15 protein-coding genes and 1 pseudogene are annotated in these 18,151 nt (G+C 60.8%); 6 read left to right on the forward strand and 10 right to left on the reverse strand.

Going from position 1 to position 18,151, the window contains the following annotated elements:
• Nucleotides 1-123: 123 nt before the first annotated feature.
• Nucleotides 124-1,332, reverse strand: coding sequence for a choline transporter (locus tag PhaeoP97_RS10520; RefSeq protein ID WP_027246937.1), 1,209 nt, complete (start codon nucleotides 1,330-1,332; stop codon nucleotides 124-126).
• 160 nt (nucleotides 1,333-1,492) lie between these two features.
• On the opposite strand from PhaeoP97_RS10520, the gene betI reads away from it, so the two are divergent.
• Nucleotides 1,493-2,068, forward strand: coding sequence for a choline-binding transcriptional repressor BetI (gene betI, locus PhaeoP97_RS10525; RefSeq protein WP_072505021.1), 576 nt, complete (start codon nucleotides 1,493-1,495; stop codon nucleotides 2,066-2,068).
• A gap of 55 nt (nucleotides 2,069-2,123) precedes the next feature.
• On the opposite strand, the gene PhaeoP97_RS10530 is transcribed toward betI, so the two are convergent.
• The 3 genes from PhaeoP97_RS10530 to PhaeoP97_RS10540 form a co-directional block, all read right to left on the reverse strand.
• A complete protein-coding gene (locus tag PhaeoP97_RS10530; RefSeq protein ID WP_072505022.1) occupies nucleotides 2,124-3,239 on the reverse strand; it encodes a DUF1036 domain-containing protein in 1,116 nt (371 codons plus the stop codon).
• A 103-nt stretch (nucleotides 3,240-3,342) separates the two neighbouring features.
• Nucleotides 3,343-4,203, reverse strand: a complete 861-nt coding sequence (locus PhaeoP97_RS10535) for a DMT family transporter (protein ID WP_072506419.1) — start codon at nucleotides 4,201-4,203, stop codon at nucleotides 3,343-3,345.
• Nucleotides 4,204-4,437: 234 nt separating this feature from the next.
• Nucleotides 4,438-5,043 carry a LysE/ArgO family amino acid transporter gene (locus PhaeoP97_RS10540; protein ID WP_072505023.1) on the reverse strand — a complete coding sequence of 202 codons (606 nt, stop codon included), beginning with the start codon at nucleotides 5,041-5,043 and terminating at the stop codon, nucleotides 4,438-4,440.
• Between the two features lie 114 nt (nucleotides 5,044-5,157).
• Between PhaeoP97_RS10540 and PhaeoP97_RS10545 the strand changes: the two genes are divergently transcribed.
• Both PhaeoP97_RS10545 and PhaeoP97_RS10550 read left to right on the forward strand, forming a co-directional pair.
• Complete coding sequence (locus tag PhaeoP97_RS10545; RefSeq protein ID WP_072505024.1) at nucleotides 5,158-6,042, forward strand: LysR family transcriptional regulator ArgP; 885 nt, start codon at nucleotides 5,158-5,160, stop codon at nucleotides 6,040-6,042.
• Nucleotides 6,043-6,062: 20 nt separating this feature from the next.
• A complete protein-coding gene (locus tag PhaeoP97_RS10550; protein ID WP_083570356.1) occupies nucleotides 6,063-6,983 on the forward strand; it encodes a COG3904 family protein in 921 nt (306 codons plus the stop codon).
• A 3-nt stretch (nucleotides 6,984-6,986) separates the two neighbouring features.
• Here PhaeoP97_RS10550 and PhaeoP97_RS10555 read toward each other — a convergent pair whose 3' ends face one another.
• Nucleotides 6,987-7,457 (reverse strand): GNAT family N-acetyltransferase, encoded by a 471-nt coding sequence (locus PhaeoP97_RS10555; RefSeq protein WP_072505025.1) that lies wholly within the window; start codon nucleotides 7,455-7,457, stop codon nucleotides 6,987-6,989.
• A gap of 101 nt (nucleotides 7,458-7,558) precedes the next feature.
• Nucleotides 7,559-8,299, reverse strand: coding sequence for a YebC/PmpR family DNA-binding transcriptional regulator (locus PhaeoP97_RS10560; RefSeq protein WP_024096685.1), 741 nt, complete (start codon nucleotides 8,297-8,299; stop codon nucleotides 7,559-7,561).
• Nucleotides 8,300-8,489: 190 nt separating this feature from the next.
• Between PhaeoP97_RS10560 and PhaeoP97_RS10565 the strand changes: the two genes are divergently transcribed.
• Nucleotides 8,490-10,265, forward strand: a complete 1,776-nt coding sequence (locus tag PhaeoP97_RS10565; RefSeq protein ID WP_072505026.1) for an SLC13 family permease — start codon at nucleotides 8,490-8,492, stop codon at nucleotides 10,263-10,265.
• Between the two features lie 120 nt (nucleotides 10,266-10,385).
• Nucleotides 10,386-11,651, forward strand: a pseudogene (locus PhaeoP97_RS10570) (FAD-binding dehydrogenase); the annotation flags it as partial.
• A 41-nt stretch (nucleotides 11,652-11,692) separates the two neighbouring features.
• Here the strand turns inward: PhaeoP97_RS10570 and PhaeoP97_RS10575 are convergent.
• The 4 genes from PhaeoP97_RS10575 to mgtE form a co-directional block, all read right to left on the reverse strand.
• Nucleotides 11,693-13,471, reverse strand: coding sequence for an SLC13 family permease (locus PhaeoP97_RS10575; RefSeq protein WP_072506421.1), 1,779 nt, complete (start codon nucleotides 13,469-13,471; stop codon nucleotides 11,693-11,695).
• Between the two features lie 278 nt (nucleotides 13,472-13,749).
• Entirely contained in the window at nucleotides 13,750-14,562 is an 813-nt protein-coding gene (locus tag PhaeoP97_RS10585; RefSeq protein ID WP_072505028.1) for a TIGR00282 family metallophosphoesterase, read from the reverse strand.
• Nucleotides 14,563-14,676: 114 nt separating this feature from the next.
• Nucleotides 14,677-15,240 (reverse strand): 5-formyltetrahydrofolate cyclo-ligase, encoded by a 564-nt coding sequence (locus tag PhaeoP97_RS10590; protein ID WP_072505029.1) that lies wholly within the window; start codon nucleotides 15,238-15,240, stop codon nucleotides 14,677-14,679.
• Nucleotides 15,241-15,300: 60 nt separating this feature from the next.
• Nucleotides 15,301-16,689, reverse strand: a complete 1,389-nt coding sequence (gene mgtE / locus PhaeoP97_RS10595; protein ID WP_072505030.1) for a magnesium transporter — start codon at nucleotides 16,687-16,689, stop codon at nucleotides 15,301-15,303.
• 135 nt (nucleotides 16,690-16,824) lie between these two features.
• Between mgtE and guaD the strand changes: the two genes are divergently transcribed.
• Nucleotides 16,825-18,111 (forward strand): guanine deaminase, encoded by a 1,287-nt coding sequence (guaD, locus tag PhaeoP97_RS10600; RefSeq protein WP_072506422.1) that lies wholly within the window; start codon nucleotides 16,825-16,827, stop codon nucleotides 18,109-18,111.
• The last annotated feature ends 40 nt before the right edge of the window (nucleotides 18,112-18,151 follow it).

Here is an 18,151-nt window from a genome sequence, read left to right on the forward strand (position 1 = left end):
CAGGTGGTGTTTTACGGGGCCAGAGGCGCGCGACACAAAGAACCAATCCTGTCAGATGTCTGAATGCGGCGATGCCGCGAAAGGCCCCGGCCCTGCCATCTGGCGGGCCGGGGCGCCCGGTCTTTAGTGGGCTGTTTTGATACGATCGAAGTCGAGGGTGTTTTCCTCAGGCGAGGTGGTGATCGCCGCAACTTCGCTACGCTTCTTCACGAAGATGTAGATCAGGCAGGCGATGTAGATGCCGATCACCACGGTGCCAACCCACTGGATTTGCAACCACTGGCTCTGGAAGGCCAGCGTCAGGGCAAAAAGCGCCACCGCATTGCCAAGCACATAAGGCAGCTTGCCCAGACGTTCGGCGCTGAGGTTCATGTTGTCGGTGTAAAGGCGGATCAGCGAGTCAAACGAGTTGATCACGAAGAGGATGCCAACCACAGTCATGGACCAGTTGATCAGACCAGCGGTCGGGATGGTATTGAGGTGGTAGAAATACAGCACCGAGAACCACACCGCGAGCGGGATCGACGGGAACACCAGAAGTGCGGCGAGCAGCTGCCATGTGGTCAGACCGCCAACAAAGCGCGAGGTGAACTGGCCAATCATGATCGACCATGCAAACCACCAGAACAGGTAGAATTCATGGTATTCGGTCAGCGGCAGGATGAATTTATGGATATTGCCGAAGTAGCCGCCGATATTGCCAGCAGTCGAGACGAATTCGCCAAGCCCCATACCTGCATAAGCCCACATGCCGAGGATCAGCGCGAAGAACAGGAAGGTCGAACCCACCGACAGGATACGGACGTATTTGATGTCGGTCGAGGAATAGGCCGCCGCCAGGATCACCAGGAAGCAGATCACGTAGAAGGCCGGGATGACCGTCTCACCGTCGCCGACTTCGGCGATATAATAAGGCATGTAGATGAGGAACAGCGCACCGGTGAAGGCACAAGTGGTGATGATCACCAAATTGTTCAGCAGCTTCACGATGCCGATCTCAAAAAACTTCACCCGCGGTTCGATGGCGCAGAAGTAGAATGAGGTCAGGAAGTAGAAAGCCCAGATCAGAAAGCCCCAGAAGCCGAACTCAAGCGCCAGCGGATTGGTGAACGCATAGGCAGGTTCTGCTGCGGTATCCGCATAAAGCGGGTAGTCAAAGGCCAGCGGGAACATGATAAGCCCCACATCCAGACCCGAGGTGAACAGGATTGCGATGAAGGTGAACAATGGCACCGGGGTGACCCCGACAATGCGCATGTTCCACCATTTGATCACGCAGAAAATCACCAGCGCAAAGGCCAGCAAGATCCCGGCTGAGATGATTGTTGTCATACGTCCCTCCCTTGGATGGGCGTTGATCGCCCTTTTGACGTGTGCGGCAGGCATAGCAGAAAAATAGTCAGCTCTAAACCTATTTTTAAACGGCCATTCAAGATTCGGAATACGCATAACAGGAGTTGAAACGCAGAGCGACCTGACGCAAGACTGCAGGATGGGTAGAAAAAGAATTCGTGACATCCGCAATGAAGAGCTGATCGAAGCCACCATCGTCGCCGTTCACCGACGTGGTTATGGCGTTGTTACGATGGCGGAAATTGCGCAGGAGGCCGGGGCCTCAGCGGCGTCAATCAACTACTACTTCGGGTCCAAGGAAGGGCTGATGGAAGCAACGATGCGCCATCTTCTGAACAAGCTGCGTCAGGCCATGGTCCGGGGATATGCAACAGCCAGCACCCCAAAAGAGCGGCTGTACGCGGTAATGGATGCCAATTTTGACGATGATTTGTTCCGCGTGGCACAGTGTAGCCTGTGGATGCAGTTCTGGGCCAGCGCGCCATATTCGACCCGCTTATCCCGGCTGCACAGAATCAACCGAAGTCGCGTGCGCAGCCATTTTCTGGCGGAGTTGAACCGCCTCTTATCCCGTGACCGCGTTGAAACAGCTCGCCATGCCTTGCAATGCTACATGGATGGTGTCTGGCTACAGGCGGCCCAATCCGAAGCACCGTTGGATTCGGAACAGGCCCGCCGGGCCGCGCATCGGGTGGTTGATCTGGTGATCGGCTGACCGCTGCACGGTCTACTGTCCGGACTATTGGTCACATCAGCCCCGCCGCATCGGTTCAATTGACGGGCATATCATTTCGGCGATAACGCAATTGGGTGCCACGTGGCAGGTAGGACAGGTCCAGCTCTGTCTCGGTGACAGACATGATCCGGTAGCAATGAACCGGCCCGCCGTCTTCGGCCTGCGCCATCAGATAAGGCCCCTGCCCCGACGCGTCGCCGCAAGCGCCTTGGACCGAAATCAGTTCGACCGAGGTTTCGATTTTGCCGTAAAAACTGCGCCGCTCTGCCCCCGTGATGACAAAACGATCATAGTCGTCATCCAACGACACCCAATCGCCCTCCAGACGATACAATAGCGCATCCAGCCCGGTTTCATCACGTGGCTTGACGTCATGCAGCATCGCCTGTGTGATCCGCTCGAATTGGCCCAACCTGTCCCCCGAGATCTGAACAGGAGTGCCCGGAGCCAACGCCTGCAACCGGTCGATGATTGCAGAGGACGTCATGCCGTTTTCTTCGACACAGATCTGCCCATCCTCAGTGACGAATTTGCAAATCACCTGGCCATCTCTGCCGCGTTCTTCGCACCCAAGAAAGGTGACATTGCTGACAAACCCCGGACCATATTGTCCCTGCGGAGGCACGGCCCGCCCATCCGGTATCCCAGCAAGCGCGCCGTTGGTAGTTGGGCCAGCGATGGGCTGTGAATGGGCGCTGAGTTGAGAGACAAACGCCTGAGCGCCGGTGTTGTTCGCCGTCTCTGCCCCCCGGCCACGCAGGTCATGGGTGTCGATTTTGGCAAAAAAGGCGCTTTTGTAACCGCGTATCGCGCAGTCATGGTCGCCGTAAATGGTGAATTCGTCCGGGCCGACGCAAAAACTGATCCGCTCATCGAGAAACTGCCAATCTGGCGCCGTGCTGCGGAAATAATAAAACCGGTTTTGCAGTCGGCCCTCAAGCACCTGTCGACAGCTGGCGGGTGGCAAACGCCACCATCCTTTGGTGAGCCACTGACCATCATCCCGGTACGCCAGACTTACAGATTGGGGCACTGGCGTATCGTTGCAGACTTCGAGCCCGATATAGGCCGGTGCAGCCTGAGCCATCGGCGCAGCTGCCCCTGTCATCAGAGGTGCGAGCAATAACGCCAAGACCAATCGGGCGCACATGTCTGTCACCTCTGTTACAGAATTTATTCGATATTTCTAACAGTGAAATGTAACGAATTTGCGAAGTCCACCATCACAATTGCCATGGACATGATCCGGTCCTTCACACTTTTGTTGCAAGGCTGGCTGGCGTCACGGCCCGACGCTTTAGCACTGCCTCGCGCCAGGTGATGAAACTGACGGCAGCCAAGATCAGGCAGCCGCCTGCTACTACCCAGATGTCCACCGGTTCGGCAAAGACCAGCGCCCCCAGAAGCGTGGCCCAGAGCAATTGGAGAAAGGTGACCGGCTGTGTCACCGTCACCGGTGCTGACGCAAAGGCCAGCGTCATTGTGTAATGTCCTGCGGTGGCAAAACAGGCGACCGCAAACAGGACCGCCAGCTCCCACAGGTTGGGCGTGACCCAAACAGCGCCCGCGAGCGGTGCCAGAAACACTGTTACCCAGATCGACAGCATCGCCACAACAACAACAGGGTTGGTGCCATCCACGGTAGATTTCGCCAGCAGATAAGACGCCCCAAAGGCCAGCGCCGTGAACAGCATGGCGATATGGCCTGCGTCGATTTCTCGAAAACCCGGGCGGAGAATGATCAAGGCTCCTGCCAGTGCCACCAGAATGGCCCCGACCCGGCGCAGGGCCATCCGTTCACCCAGAAACAGCGCAGCCCCAATAGAGACATAGATCGGTGAGAGGTAGTTCATCGCCGTGACCTCGGCCAGCGGGATCTGGGTCATCGCAAAAAACCACAGCGTCACGCCCGCTGTATGCACAAAGCCACGCAGCGCAAACAGGCCCCAAAGCCGCCGGGTGATCCGGGTTCGGCGCAACGTGCCCATCATTGGAACCAGGAACACCAGCCCCAAGAGGTAACGCAAAAAGGCAGATTCCGCCGGGGGGATGCGATCGCCGAGGTATTTCACCAGCGCTGTTACCGCAACGAAGCAAAAGCCCGTCACCAACATCCAGAACACCCCTTTTAGCGGTTGGCTCGCACCGGGCATCGTCGGGTCCACGGTGGAAGGGGCGTTCTGCACCGGGACGGCCTGCGTCGGGTAATCTTTGGGTGATGAGGTCATGATCTGCATGAGAGCACCGCGTCTTGGGCAGGGCAACCCTTCACATATGAAATATCTAGATTTGACCGCGCCATCTGTATTGCTGGCAGGTGACCACTCCGTTACGACCGGCAAATAGGTTCACATCATCAACAGCTTGAGCGCGATCGCCCACATGGTGAGGCCAACCAGCACATCCAGCACCTGCCACGCCCTGGGCCGGGCAAAGACCGGGGCCAGAAAGCTGGCGCCATAACCCAGCGTGAAGAAGAAGACGAAGCTAGATACGGCAGCCCCCAGCCCGAACACCAGCGGTTGCGGATATTGCGCCGAGATTGAGCCCAGCAGCACCACGGTATCCAGATAGACATGGGGATTGAGCCAGGTCAGCGCCAGCACCGTTGCCAGCATCGGCCAGAGCGTTACCGGCGCCCCCTGCCCGTCGGCACTGTCCAGATGCGCCCCGCCCCGCCATGCGGCCATCAGGCTGCGCGCGCCGTACCACAGCAGAAACGCCGCCCCGCCCAGGCGCATCGCCATCTCAAACCATGGCACCGCCAGTGCGAGAGAGCCAAACCCCAAAACACCGGCAGTGATCAGCAGCGCATCGGAGCTGGCACAGGTGAAACAGATCCAAAACACATGCTGCCGCCGCAGCCCCTGCCGCAGCACAAAGGCGTTTTGCGCGCCAATAGCCATGATGAGGCTGAGGCCCAGAAAGAAACCGGCAATCAGACTGGGGGGCATGGGGATATCCTTTGGTGGTGTCTGCGCGGACCGATCTCCGCATCTGCGACTTTGACTACGCCGCCCAAGTGCTGTACGCAAATTAATCCGAATAACCTCAATTAAGCAGAGCTAATGAAATTCGATCCCAATCACCTTGCCGCGCTCTCGGCGGTCCTGCGGCTTGGCTCGTTTGAGGCGGCGGCGCAGGCACTGCTGGTCACGCCCTCAGCGATCTCGCAGCGGATCAAGGCGCTGGAGGATCGGATCGGCAGCAGTCTGGTGCAGCGCGGCAGCCCTTGTCTTGGCACGGAGGCCGGGCTTCGCATTGCCAAACACGCCGAGGATGTGGCCTTGCTGGAAGCGGCTGTGTCAGAGGATCTGCGGCTGGAGCGCGCGCCCGGTGCGTCGCGCCTGCGGGTGGCGATCAATGCGGACAGTTTGGCGACCTGGTTTGTTCCGGTGATGGCCGCCTGCGACGGGCTGCTGTTTGATCTGGTGATCGACGATCAGGATCACAGCGCCGACTGGCTGCGCCGGGGCGAGGTTTCGGCGGCGGTGACGGCCCATTCCAAGCCGGTGACCGGCTGCGATGCCTACCCATTGGGGGCGCTGCGCTATATTGCGACGGCGTCACCAGGGTTTCGGGAGCGCTGGTTTGCCAAGGGCGTGACACAAGAGGCCGCAACGCGCGCGCCCTGTCTCATATTTAATGCCAAGGATCAGCTGCAGGCGCGCTGGCTCGGCGCGCATGTGGGACAAGGGGTTGCACCCCCCGCCCATTTCCTGCCGTCCAGTCAGGCCTTTGTCGATGCCGCACTGGCAGGCGTCGGCTGGGGAATGAACCCCGAGCAGCTGGCGGCGCCCTATCTGGCAGCAGAGCAGCTGTGCCCGCTGATCCCAAACACCCCGCTGGATGTCCCGCTGACCTGGCAGGTGAGCCGGGTTCTGGCCCCGGCCCTTGCCGATGTGACCCGTGCCGTGCTCAAATCAGCGCGTCGGCATCTGACGCCGATCTAACCACCGGGGGCACGGAGACAGTGCCAGAGGATCACGACACCAGCAAAACGGACGGCAGGTTATCCTGCCTGAAAACCGACCCCGCCCGCACCTCGCCAAAGCGGCTGCGCATTCTGACACTGGGGCGCAGCTTTCTATGGCAGCTGGTTCTGCCAAGGATCGTGGTGCTGCTGACATGGGCGTTGCTGAACAGTGTCATCACTCTGCCCTTGCGGCTGCTCTACGGATTGGTGCTGCTGGACGGGATTTTGTTGCTATGGCAGGCGCGGTGTTTCCTGCGCAGTGCGGATGCCCATATCCGCGACACCGGACATCTGGCGCCGGTCTGGGGCGGATATCTGGCCATTCTCTTTGCCGGCTTTGCCACCGTCACCCTGTGGTGGGACGCGGTGCTGATCGCCTCGACCCCGGTTGAACCGGATTATGCTGAACAGGAACGGCTGGCGCGTGAGGCACTTTATGACTTGTCGATCACCCCGGATGGCCGGAGGTTGATTTTTGCAGGGGAGATTCCGCATGGGCTGACCCGCCGCATAGCGGCGATGATGGAAGATGCACCCGCCCTGCGCGAGGTCGCCCTGAGCGGTCCCGGCGGTCTGATCTATGAGGCCCGCGGCGTGGCCCGGCTGATCCGTGAGCGCGCGCTGGATACGGTGGCGGAGGGCACCTGCGCCTCCGCCTGCACGTTGATCTTCGCGGCGGGGCAACAGCGCAGGCTGGCCGATCAGGGCGTCTTGGGGTTCCACTCTTATGTACTGGCCTATCCGGGTGGGTTGCCACAGCTGGATCTGAAAAAAGAACAGGACCGCGACCGGGCGTTTTTGATGCGGCAAGGCATCAGCGCAGGGTTTGCCGACCGGCTATATTCAATCTCCAGCAATGACATGTGGTTCCCGGATGCGACCGAGCTCCGTGATGCAGGCGTCCTGACGCAGAATTGACCGTCAGGTCAGGACCTTGGTCATCCGGTAGTTATGCAGCGCAACACCGCGACGTTCAATCTCGCGGCGCCCCTCGTCGGTGAAGCCCTGCCGGGTGAAAAACCGCTTCGCGGCCTCGCTTGCCTCAACATATAGGCTGCCCAACCCCAGATCCCTTGCCCGGATTTCCAGCTGCTGATAAAGCGCAAGACCGACACCGGTGCCCGCAACATCCGGGTGGCAATAGAAGCAATCAATATGACCGTCACGCTCCAGCTCTATGAAGCCCTGTGGCTGACCGCTATCATTCACCGCGACAAAAACAAATCGCCCGTCATTGTCGCGGCCCTGCCAGGCTTTGGCCGGGGCTGGTTCCGGGCTCCAGGCGGCGCATTGCTCCGGGCTGTAGTCCCGCGCGCTCACGCCATGCACGGCAGCGTGAAAAATCTGCGCCAGCGCTGCGGCATCTTCGGGGCGGAAAGGTCTGATATTCATGACTTTATCCTTCTACAGCATAGGGCCTGCAGCCATTGTGCAGACGAAAAAGGCCCGCCAGTCCGGCGGGCCTCAGGCGTTCTCATTGTCGCAGCCGCGGTTTACAGCTGCTCCATCACCTCGTCGGAGGCTTCAAAGTTGGTGGTGACGCGCTGCACGTCGTCGTCGTCTTCCAGCGCATCCACCAGTTTCATCAGCTTCTGCATGCCTTCGAGATCCAGCTCGGTGGTGGTGGTGGGTTTCCACACCAGCTTGGTCGAGTCGGACTCGCCCAGCTCACCTTCCAGCGCGTTGGACACCTCGTTGAGGTCGGTGTCGGCACAGTAGATGATATGGCCATCTTCGGAGCTGTCGACATCCTCAGCGCCCGCCTCGATCGCGGCCATCATCACGGTGTCCGCGTCGCCGACCGTCGCCGGGTAGGTCACCTCACCCTTGCGGTCGAACATAAAGCCAACCGAGCCGGTTTCCCCGAGGTTGCCACCGTTCTTGGAGAAGGTGGAGCGCACGGTAGAGGCGGTGCGGTTGCGGTTGTCGGTCATGGCTTCGACGATGACCGCCACACCATTCGGGCCATAGCCCTCATAGCGGATTTCTTCGTAATCGTCGCCTTCACCGGCAGTGGATTTCTTGATCGCGCGATCAATCACATCCTTGGGGACGGATTGGCTCTTGGCTTCTTTTACCGCCAGACGCAGACGCGGGTTTTTCTCAGGATCGGGGTCGCCCATTTTGGCGGCGACGGTGATTTCCTTGGAGAGTTTCGAGAACAATTTCGACCGCGCGGCGTCCTGACGGCCCTTGCGGTGCTGGATATTCGCCCATTTGGAATGGCCTGCCATGGTGCATCCTTGCTGCTTCAATTTCGATCTGGCGCCCATATAGCCCCGACACCGGGGGGCTTTCAAGCGCCCCATATGCACCCTGCCCCCACCAGCGCGCCCCAATCACATGCGCGCGCCTCTCGTAGGCTGTGTCCCATTACCGAAATGTGGTGGTTGCCCCGCCCGCCCCAGCGGCTAGAGTGGCGCCATGACATTTGACCAGATCGTTTTGTTCGCCCTCTTTGCCGCTGTGTTTGGCCTGCTGCTGTGGGGGAGGTATCGCTATGATATCGTGGCGTTTTCCGCGTTGATGGTGGCGGTGGTTCTGGGCGTGGTGCCAGCCAATGACGCCTTTGCCGGATTTGGCCACCCGGCCACATTGGTAGTGGCATTGGTGCTGGTGGTCTCGGCCGGGCTGGTGCGCTCGGGGGCGGTGTTTCTGATCACCCGCACTTTGGTGGACAGCAGCCGTAGTCTGGGCGCGCATATCACGCTGATGGGCGGGATCGGCGCGGTTCTGTCAGCGTTCATGAACAATGTGGCCGCACTGGCGCTGCTGATGCCGGTGGACATCCAGACCGCGCGCAAGGCGGGACGCACGCCGGGGATGAGCCTGATGCCGCTGTCCTTTGCCACCATTCTGGGCGGGATGGCGACGCTGATCGGCACGCCGCCCAATATCATCATTGCCTCGATCCGGGCCGAAACCCTGGGTGAGCCGTTCGGGATGTTCGATTTTGCCCCGGTGGGCGGCATCGCGGCGCTGGCGGGGTTGCTGTTTGTGGCGCTGATCGGCTGGCGTCTGATCCCGCTGCGCCAGAATGCGGCGGGCGCGTCAGAGGCGCAGCTGTCCCAGTATATAGCCGAGCTGACCGTGCCGGAAGGTTCAGAGATGATCGGCCAGCGGCTGGGCGAATTCGACAAAGAGGCCGAGAAGGCCGATGTGGCGATCCTGGGTCTGATCCGTGATGGCAAGCGCCTGTATGGCCGCGCAGCAGGTCAGCTGTTGCGGGCCGGTGACGCGCTGGTGCTGGAGGCCACACCGGAAGCGCTGGATGAATTCCGCACCGCCGCCTCGCTCGACTTCGCCGATGCAGCACGGCAGGAAAAGCTGGGCGCAGTCGGCGATGGGCTGGAACTGGTCGAGGTGGTGGTGCCGGAAACCGCCCGCATCAAGGGGCGCAGCGCGCAGGCCCTGGGGCTGGCCTGGCGGCAGAATACCGTGTTGATGGGGCTGGCGCGGCAGGGTCGCCGCCTGACCCGGCATATCCGCCAGGAACAGATTGAGGCCGGGGATATCCTGCTGCTGCTGTGTCCGCGCGATCGCGGCGCCGATGTCACCGAATGGCTGGGCTGCCTGCCGCTGGCGGAGCGCGGTCTGTCGGTGACCGCCAATGACAAGACCTGGCTGGCGATTGGCCTCTTTGCAGGCGCGGTATTGGCGGCTTCGCTGGGGATTATCTACCTGCCAATTGCGCTGGGACTGGTGGTGGTGGCCTATGTGCTGACCAAGATCCTGCCGCTGGCCGAATTATACGACCATATCGAATGGCCGGTGGTTGTGCTGCTGGGATCCATGATCCCATTGGGGGCAGCCTTAGACAGCGCCGGTGGGACGGCTCTGATTGCTGAAAGCCTGCTAACGCTGACCAATGGGATGCCCGCCTGGGCCATTCTGACGGTGTTGATGGTGGTCACCATGACGCTGTCGGATGTGCTGAACAACACCGCCACGGCCATTGTGGCGGCCCCTGTCGGCATCCAGATGGCCACCAGCCTTGGCGTGTCGCCTGATCCGTTCCTGATGGCGGTGGCGGTGGCGGCCTCCGCAGCCTTCCTCACCCCTATCGGGCATAAGAACAACACGCTGGTTCTGGGTCCCGGCGGCTATCACTTTGGCGACTACTGGCGCATTGGCCTGCCGCTGGAGGTGCTGGTCATCGCCGTATCTATCCCGTCAATCTTGCTGTTCTGGCCGCTTTGAACAGGCGGATCAACGCGGATATGACCCAACGGCAGGGCGCGCAGAGTTTGCGCCTTTACCCTCTGCACGCTTAGGCTGATCCCAACACGGGGACCAACAGCGAAGGCACGCCATGGGACAGGCAACGGCAATTCGGTGCCGCGCTTCCACCTGACCTGGGGCACCGGGCCCGGCGTGGTCGCCCCCTTTGCCGAGCGGGTTGAGGCCCATATCGAGGCCGGTTTGATCCAGCCGCGGTTTCGCCATCAGGTCAGCCATATCATCACCCAGGGCGGCATCGTCAAAGGCGTCTCTGGCGAGGTTCTGGCCTCTGACGATGCCCCGCAGGGCGCGCGCACCAACCGGCAGGAGATTGGCGAGTTTGAGGTCTATGCGCCGTCGGTGCTGGTCGCCTCTGGCGGGATTGGTGGCAATCTGGATGCTGTGCGCAAGAACTGGCCGGTGGATCGGCTGGGGCCTGCGCCGCGCCGCATGGTGTCCGGTGTGCCCTTTCATGTGGATGGGCGGATGATCCCCATTACAGAAGCCGCAGGCGGCCATGTCATCAATGCCGACCGGATGTGGCACTACACCGAAGGGCTGCGCAACTGGGATCCAATCTGGCCCAACCACGGCATCCGCATCCTGCCGGGGCCTTCTTCGATGTGGTTTGACGCCAGAGGCGACCGCCTGCCCGCGCCTTATTTGCCGGGGTTCGACACGCTGGGCACCCTGCGCGAAATCCTGAAGACCGGGCAGGATTACAGCTGGTTCATCCTCAGTCAGAAAATCATTCAAAAGGAATTTGCCCTGTCGGGGTCCGAGCAGAACCCGGATCTGACCGCTGGCAAATGGGGCGAGGTGCTGCGCGCGCGGCTGTTGTCGCGGGGCAAGGCCCCGGCCCCGGTTGAGGCCTTCAAGAAACATGGTGCGGATTTTGTGGTCGCCGATACGCTGAGCGAACTGGTCGCAGGCATGAATGAACTGGGGGAACTGCCGCTGGAGGAAACCCATCTGCGGCGTCAAATCGAAGCGCGCGATGCGCAGGCCGACAATCCCTTTGCCAAGGACGCGCAGCTGATTGCGATCAATGCCGCGCGCAACTACCGGGGCGACCGGCTGATCCGCACCGCCAAACCGCATCGCCTGCTGGACCGTGCCAATGGGCCGTTGATCGCTGTGCGGCTGAACATTCTGACGCGCAAGTCACTGGGCGGCTTGCAGACCGATCTCGACGGGCAGCTGATTGGCGCGGATGGCGCCACGGTGCCGGGATTGTTTGCTGCCGGAGAGGTCGCAGGCTTTGGCGGTGGCGGCTATCACGGCTACAACGCGCTGGAGGGCAGTTTCCTTGGTGGGTGTCTGTTTACCGGCCGTCAGGCCGGACAATCACGTGCGATTGCCTGAACTGACATAAATCATGGTTAACAACCCCTTACTGACCGCTGTTAAAGCGGCCAGAAGACCGGGATCAGGATGGATGCCAAGAGGCCGACGCTAAAGTTCAGCGGAATGCCGACGCGCAGAAAATCTGTGAACTTGTAACCGCCCGGGCCATAGACCAGCATGTTGGTCTGATAGCCGATTGGCGTCGCGAAAGAAGCCGAGGCCGCCACCATCACCGCCACCACCAAGGGGCGCGGATCAATGCCCATGGCCTGCGCCAGCCCCACTGCGATGGGGGTCACCACCACGGCCACGGCATTGTTCGAGACCAGCTCTGTCAGTATTGAGGTCAGCAGGTAGACCGCCCAGACCAGCAGGAACGGCGGCAGCACCGAGAGTGAGGGCGCTACCGCATCGACGATCAACCGAACTGCTCCGGAGCTTTCCAAGGCGGCCCCGATGGCCAGCATCGCGAAGATCAGCGTCAGCAGGCGACCGTCAACAAAAGAGAAGGCCTCATCCGCGTCAATACAGCGGGTGATCAACACGGTGGAGACAGCAAGCACCGACAACAACAGGATCGGCGCCACGCCAAGCGCTGCCAGCACAACGATACCGATCAGTGCGACAATCGCGATGGGCGCATGACGGCGACGATAGGCGCGCACAGACGGCTGCGACACCGCCGCCATATCCATATCCGCAGCAAGGCGCTGGATATCTTCAGCGTTGCCTTCCAGCAGCAGGGTATCGCCGACCCGCACCACCAGATCCTCCAGCTGAACACCGATATTCTGGTTCCGACGATGCACCGCCAGCGTATAAACACCGTAGCGGCGGCGCAGGCGCATCGCCCCCAGCGAGCGGCCCACCATGCGGCAGCCAGGGGTGATCAGCACCTCGACGGTTTCCGTTTCCACGGTGGAGACCTGATCGACGCGTTTCAGTTCTTTGTTGCGTTGCAGGCTGAGGAGTTCGGTCATCTGCGTGCGCAGCACCACGCGATCCCCCACCTGCAGCTCCACCCCCTTAAGCGCGTTGCGCAGCGATATATCACCGCGAATGACATCAATCAGCCGCACGCCCTGACGTTTGAACAGCTGCACACCGGTGACCTCGCGGCCGATAAGGTTGCTTTCGGGGGGGATCACCGCCTCGGTAAAGAATTTCATCCGTGAGCGGTCGCTGAGCAGGCTTGCCATGCTGCTACGATCCGGCAGCAGGCGCGGCGCGATGAAACGCAGATAGATCATGCCCCAGATCACCAGAATGATGCCGAGCGGCGTGACCTCAAAAATGGTGAAAGGCGCCAACCCCTGCGCCCGTGCGACACCGTCAACCAGCAGGTTGGTAGACGTACCGATCAGCGTCAGCGTACCGCCAAGGATAGCCGCATAGCTGAGCGGAATCAGCATCTTGGAGGCGGAGACCTTCATCGTGCGCGAAATCTGAATGAATACCGGGATCATCACCACCACAACCGGCGTATTCGACACAACGGCAGAGGCGACAACAACAAAGACCATCAACAGAGCGATGGCCAGCTTCGGATTGACCTCCGCCTGCTTGCGGGCTTGCGCGGTAAAAGCATCCAGCGCGCCGGTGCGCACCAAGGCACCCATGATGATAAACATGGCCGCAATCGTCCAGGGCGCCGGGTTTGACAGCACCGGCAGCGCCGCCTGATAGGGTAGAACACCGGTTGCCAGCATCACGGATACACCCGCCAGCGCCACCACCTCGGTCGGGAAGGTTTCACGCAGGAAAGCAGCAAACATCGCCACCACGATCAGCAGCGTCAAAACCGCGCCGCCGGTCTCACCAAGGGGAAGAAACTGCATCAGGGGTAAAGACATCCAAGAGGTTGAAAGATTAATCATCGCAAACCGAAAAGAACTGCCATGGCCGCATTCATCTTCGCGCGGCCCAAAGGAGTGAACCTGATCTTGTCAGCCGAGGCAAGGGGCTCGCTCTGCAACCGGTTTGCATAGCCCTGATTTATCAGCTGTTTGCGAACAGGGTTCGGGTTTTGCGCGCATAGGCAGGCAAGTATCCCCCTGCCCTGCGCGTATTTTTTGCGGAGCACAGCACGTTGCAAACCGCATGAGCAGAGCTTGCCTCAGGGGATTGCCTGTTCCAACAGGCCGCCAACGCGGATCATGCGGATTGATTTCGCCGCGCCTGTCCGGTCATCGGTTTCCACGAAAACGCCGGACAGGGTTGCGGAGCCTTCTGCGGGGGTAAAGCGGTTCTTGGGCATTCCGGTCAGGAAGCGGCGCATCGGCTCAGCCTTCTCCATGCCGATCACGGAGTTATAGTCGCCGCACATGCCCGCATCTGTCAGGTAGCCGGTGCCCTCGGACAGGATCTGTGCATCGCCCGTCGGCACATGGGTATGGGTGCCCACAACCAGCGAAGCGCGTCCATTGCAGAAATGCCCCATGGCCATCTTCTCGGATGTGGCTTCGCAGTGCATGTCCACGATCACCGCCTGCGCCAGACCGCCGCGTGGATGCGATTTCAGCACCGCCTCCACCGCACCAAAGGGATCATCATAGGCGCGTTTCATGAACACCTGCCCCAGCGCCTGCACCACCAGCACCTTGCGCCCGCCGGGGGCGTTGAACAGCCGGTAGCCGCGCCCAGGTGCGTTTTTGGCAAAATTTAGCGGCCGGATAATACGCGGCTCTTTCTCGATGGCCTGCAACATGTCCTTCTGGTCAAAGGCATGATCGCCAAGGGTCAGACAATCGGCCCCCGCATCCAGCAGCGCTTTGGCGTGTTCGCCATTCAGCCCCATGCCATTGGACGCGTTCTCGCCATTGACCACGACAAAGTCGAGCCGCCAGTCCTTGCGCATCTGCGGGAGGTTTTCGGAAATGGCCTTGCGTCCCGCACGGCCCATGACATCGCCAAGAAATAATAGTCGCATCCTGGCGTGGTACGCCGTTGCTGGGCTCAGGACAAGAGCTGCGTTGTGGGTGTAAAACTTTTTGAAAAGCTTTGCCGGGGTTTTTGGAAAAACCCTCATCATCCCGCCTAAGCATCACCGACTGAACTGCAACACCCGGCTTTCGGTAATCAGCATGTCCAGTGGCTGATCCGTTGATTCCAGCGGCAGGTCGTCGGCCTCTTGCGCGTCAAAGGCAAAACCGATGGCCAATGTCGCACGTTTGGCGCGCAGCAGCTCCAGGGTGCGGTCATAAAAGCCGCCCCCGTAACCAAGCCGCCCGCCGCGCGCATCAAAGGCGACCAGCGGCACGATCAGGATCTCGGGTTCGAAATAATCGTCAACCTCTGGCACTTTGGCCCCAAAGGGCCCGTCGCGCAGCGCGCCTTCGGGTTGCCAGCGACTGAATTTCAGCGGTGTACTCTTGGCCTGGATCACCGGCACACCAACGGGACCGTGGGCTGCTGCCTCGGCCATAGCCGGAAGCGGATCAATCTCAGTGCGGATCGGCATATAGCCAGACAGCGGCACCCCGCGATAGCCTGCCAGCACCTCTGACAGATGGCCCGCGACGCCGGGTTTGTTCATGTCAAAGGCGGCCTTGCGGCGCTGAAAGGCGGCTTTACGGGCGTCGGCCTTGATCTGGGTAAGGTCATCCATGATGCGGGTCCTGTCAGAGTGAGTGAACACGGCCCAAATGGGCAGCAACAGCAGGCAGGATCAGAGCAGCAATACCCCAGCCAGCCCGAGAAAGGCAAAGAAACCAACAATATCAGTCACCGTCGTCACAAAGGCGCCGGAGGCCAGCGCCGGATCGACGCCGATCTTCTCCAAAATAATCGGGACCGCCGTACCTGCCAGCCCCGCGACGACCAGATTGATCACCATAGCGACGGCGATCACCACACCCAGCAAGGGCGAGCCAAACCATAGAATGCCGACAACGGCCATGATCAGGGCAAAGGCGATGCCGTTTACCAGACCCACCAGAACCTCCCGCCGGATCACCCGCCAGACGTTGGAGCCAGTGAGGTCGCGGGTGGCGAGCGCGCGCACCGCCACCGTCAGCGATTGCGTACCGGCATTGCCGCCCATGGAGGCCACGATGGGCATCAGCACCGCCAGCGCCACAAATTCGGCAATCGTCGCCTCAAACTGGGCGATCACCAGCGAGGCCAGAATTGCGGTGGCGAGGTTCACCGCCAGCCAGGGAAAGCGCTGCTTGGTCGTGGCCATAACGCGGTCAGCAAGGCTGCCCTCGCCCACACCGGCCAGGCGCAGGATGTCTTCTTCGTGTTCTTCGTCCAGAACCACCATCGCGTCATCCATTGTGATGACACCCACCAGCCGTCCCTCATCGTCGACCACGGGGGCCGAAATCAGGTGGTATTGGTTGAAAGCATAGGCCACGTCTTCCTCGTCCTGATCGGCGGGAATGATCTGAAACGTTTCCTCGACGATATCACCCAGCGGCACCTCGCGTTTGGAGGACATGATGCGGCCAAGCGTGACATTGCCCACCGGATGTAACCGTGGGTCGACCAGAACGACATGGTAGAACTGATCCGGCAGATGATCCGATTCCCGCATGAAATCAATCGCCTGTCCCACCGTCCAGTGATCCGGGGCCATCACCACCTCGCGCTGCATCAGACGGCCGGCGGAATTCTCAGGATAGCTCAGCGATTGTTCGACCGCGACCCGGTCCGCATCTTCCAGCGTGTTGAGGATGGCCTCTTGCTGCGGCTCTTCCAGATCCTCCAGCAGGTCAACGACATCATCGCTTTCCAGATCACGCACCGCCTCAGCCAGAACCTGCGGCGCCAGCAGAGAAATAACCTCTTCGCGGATGCTCTCGTCCAGTTCCGACAGGATCTCGCCGTCGAATTCCCGGCCATAGAGGTGTATCAGCCGCCCTCGCTCAGAGGCGCTGATCTGTTCCAGAAGGTCAGCGATGTCGGCCGCATGCAGTGGCTCCATCAGCGCGGTCAGCTGCGCCTGATCCTCCGCCTCCACCGCATCCAAGATCTGGGTGACCCGTTTGCGGTCCAGCTCGTAAGCATCCTCAGACGTGGACTCAACTGGCTCCTGGTGGTCATCTGCAATCATCTGAGGCCCCTTTTCGCGCTTGCTTCTGGAATAAAAGAAGCAGTTACCGAAAAACAATGACAATGACGTAATTTACCGCCGATGATGCTGCGCGTATCCTGTGGACCGCAGTTTGGCAAGAAAGGACCGCGTCTTATGCAGGCAGACTATATCTTACGAGGACAGGTTCTTTCGTTTACAGACACCCCCTTTGAGGGTGACAGCCCTGAGGCGGCGGCTGAGCTGCATGAGGCGGTCGCCATCGGTGGTGGCAAGGTGCTGGAATTGGGCACATGGGAGGGCCTGCGCAAGGCCCATCCGGCGGCAGAGTTGGTGGACCACGGCGACCGGCTTATCCTGGCGGGGTTTGTCGATGCTCATGTGCATTTCCCCCAGACCGCGATTATTGCCAGTTGGGGCAAGCGGCTGATTGACTGGCTGAACAGCTATACCTTTCCCGAGGAGATGCGGTTTGGTGATCGGTCTTATGCAGATGAGATCGCCGGACGATATCTGGATCTGACCCGCGCCAATGGCACCACCACGATGTGCAGCTATTGCACCATCCATCCCGAAAGCGTGGATGCGTTTTTCACCGCCGCGCAGGCACGTGGGCAACGGGTTGTTGCGGGCAAGACCTGCATGGATCGCAACGCCCCCGACGGGCTGCGCGACACCGCGCAATCGGCCCATGACGACAGTGCCGCGCTGATTGGCCGCTGGCACGGGGTCGACCGGTTGTCCTATGCGATCACGCCACGGTTCTCTCCCACCTCGACACCCGAACAGCTGGAGGCGATGGGCGCGCTTTGGGCCGATCATCCGGACTGCCTGATGCAGACCCATCTGAGCGAGCAGACGGATGAGATTGCCTGGGTGAAATCGCTGTTTCCCGAGGCGCGGGATTATCTGGACACCTATGAGCAATTTGGCCTGCTGGGCGCACGCGGTCTTTATGGGCACGCCATCCATCTGGAAGACCGCGAGCGCGCCCGGCTGCACGAGGTTGGCGCGGCGCTGGTGCATTGCCCGACCTCCAACACCTTCATCGGGTCTGGGCTGTTCGACATGGCCGGGCTGATGGCTGAGGGGCAACGCATTGGTCTCGCCACAGATACCGGTGGCGGCTCCAGTTTCTCGATGCTGCGCACCATGGCGGCGGCCTATGAGGTTGGTCAGCTGCGCGGCACGCCGCTGCATGCGGCACAATTGCTGTGGCTGGCCACGCAGGGCTCGGCCCGCGCGCTGCATATGGGAGACCAGATTGGCAATATCGCCCCAGGCATGGAGGCAGATCTGGTGGTGCTGGATCTGGCCTCAACCCCTGCCATTGCGCAGCGCAACGCCGGGGCGAAAGACCTCTGGGAGGCGGTTTTTGCCACCATCATGATGGGCGATGACCGGGCGGTTGCCGAGGTCTGGATCAATGGCGCGCGCGGCTGAACCGTGCAGCAACAGGACGTCAAAGCGACGGAGGCGCTGA

This window comes from Phaeobacter porticola (assembly GCF_001888185.1).
GTDB classification, from domain to species: Bacteria; Pseudomonadota; Alphaproteobacteria; order Rhodobacterales; family Rhodobacteraceae; genus Phaeobacter; species Phaeobacter porticola.

Bases quoted from the DNA above. Each gene is read 5' to 3' on its own strand.
- PhaeoP97_RS10520 (WP_027246937.1), bottom strand. From the start codon at position 1,332: ATGACAACAATCATCTCAGCCGGGATCTTGCTGGCCTTTGCGCTGGTG.
- betI (WP_072505021.1), top strand. From the start codon at position 1,493: ATGGGTAGAAAAAGAATTCGTGACATCCGCAATGAAGAGCTGATCGAA.
- PhaeoP97_RS10530 (WP_072505022.1), bottom strand. From the start codon at position 3,239: ATGTGCGCCCGATTGGTCTTGGCGTTATTGCTCGCACCTCTGATGACA.
- PhaeoP97_RS10535 (WP_072506419.1), bottom strand. From the start codon at position 4,203: ATGTTGGTGACGGGCTTTTGCTTCGTTGCGGTAACAGCGCTGGTGAAA.
- PhaeoP97_RS10540 (WP_072505023.1), bottom strand. From the start codon at position 5,043: ATGCCCCCCAGTCTGATTGCCGGTTTCTTTCTGGGCCTCAGCCTCATC.
- PhaeoP97_RS10545 (WP_072505024.1), top strand. From the start codon at position 5,158: ATGAAATTCGATCCCAATCACCTTGCCGCGCTCTCGGCGGTCCTGCGG.
- PhaeoP97_RS10555 (WP_072505025.1), bottom strand. From the start codon at position 7,457: ATGAATATCAGACCTTTCCGCCCCGAAGATGCCGCAGCGCTGGCGCAG.
- PhaeoP97_RS10560 (WP_024096685.1), bottom strand. From the start codon at position 8,299: ATGGCAGGCCATTCCAAATGGGCGAATATCCAGCACCGCAAGGGCCGT.
- PhaeoP97_RS10565 (WP_072505026.1), top strand. From the start codon at position 8,490: ATGACATTTGACCAGATCGTTTTGTTCGCCCTCTTTGCCGCTGTGTTT.
- PhaeoP97_RS10575 (WP_072506421.1), bottom strand. From the start codon at position 13,471: ATGCAGTTTCTTCCCCTTGGTGAGACCGGCGGCGCGGTTTTGACGCTG.
- PhaeoP97_RS10585 (WP_072505028.1), bottom strand. From the start codon at position 14,562: ATGCGACTATTATTTCTTGGCGATGTCATGGGCCGTGCGGGACGCAAG.
- PhaeoP97_RS10590 (WP_072505029.1), bottom strand. From the start codon at position 15,240: ATGGATGACCTTACCCAGATCAAGGCCGACGCCCGTAAAGCCGCCTTT.
- mgtE (WP_072505030.1), bottom strand. From the start codon at position 16,689: ATGATTGCAGATGACCACCAGGAGCCAGTTGAGTCCACGTCTGAGGAT.
- guaD (WP_072506422.1), top strand. From the start codon at position 16,825: ATGCAGGCAGACTATATCTTACGAGGACAGGTTCTTTCGTTTACAGAC.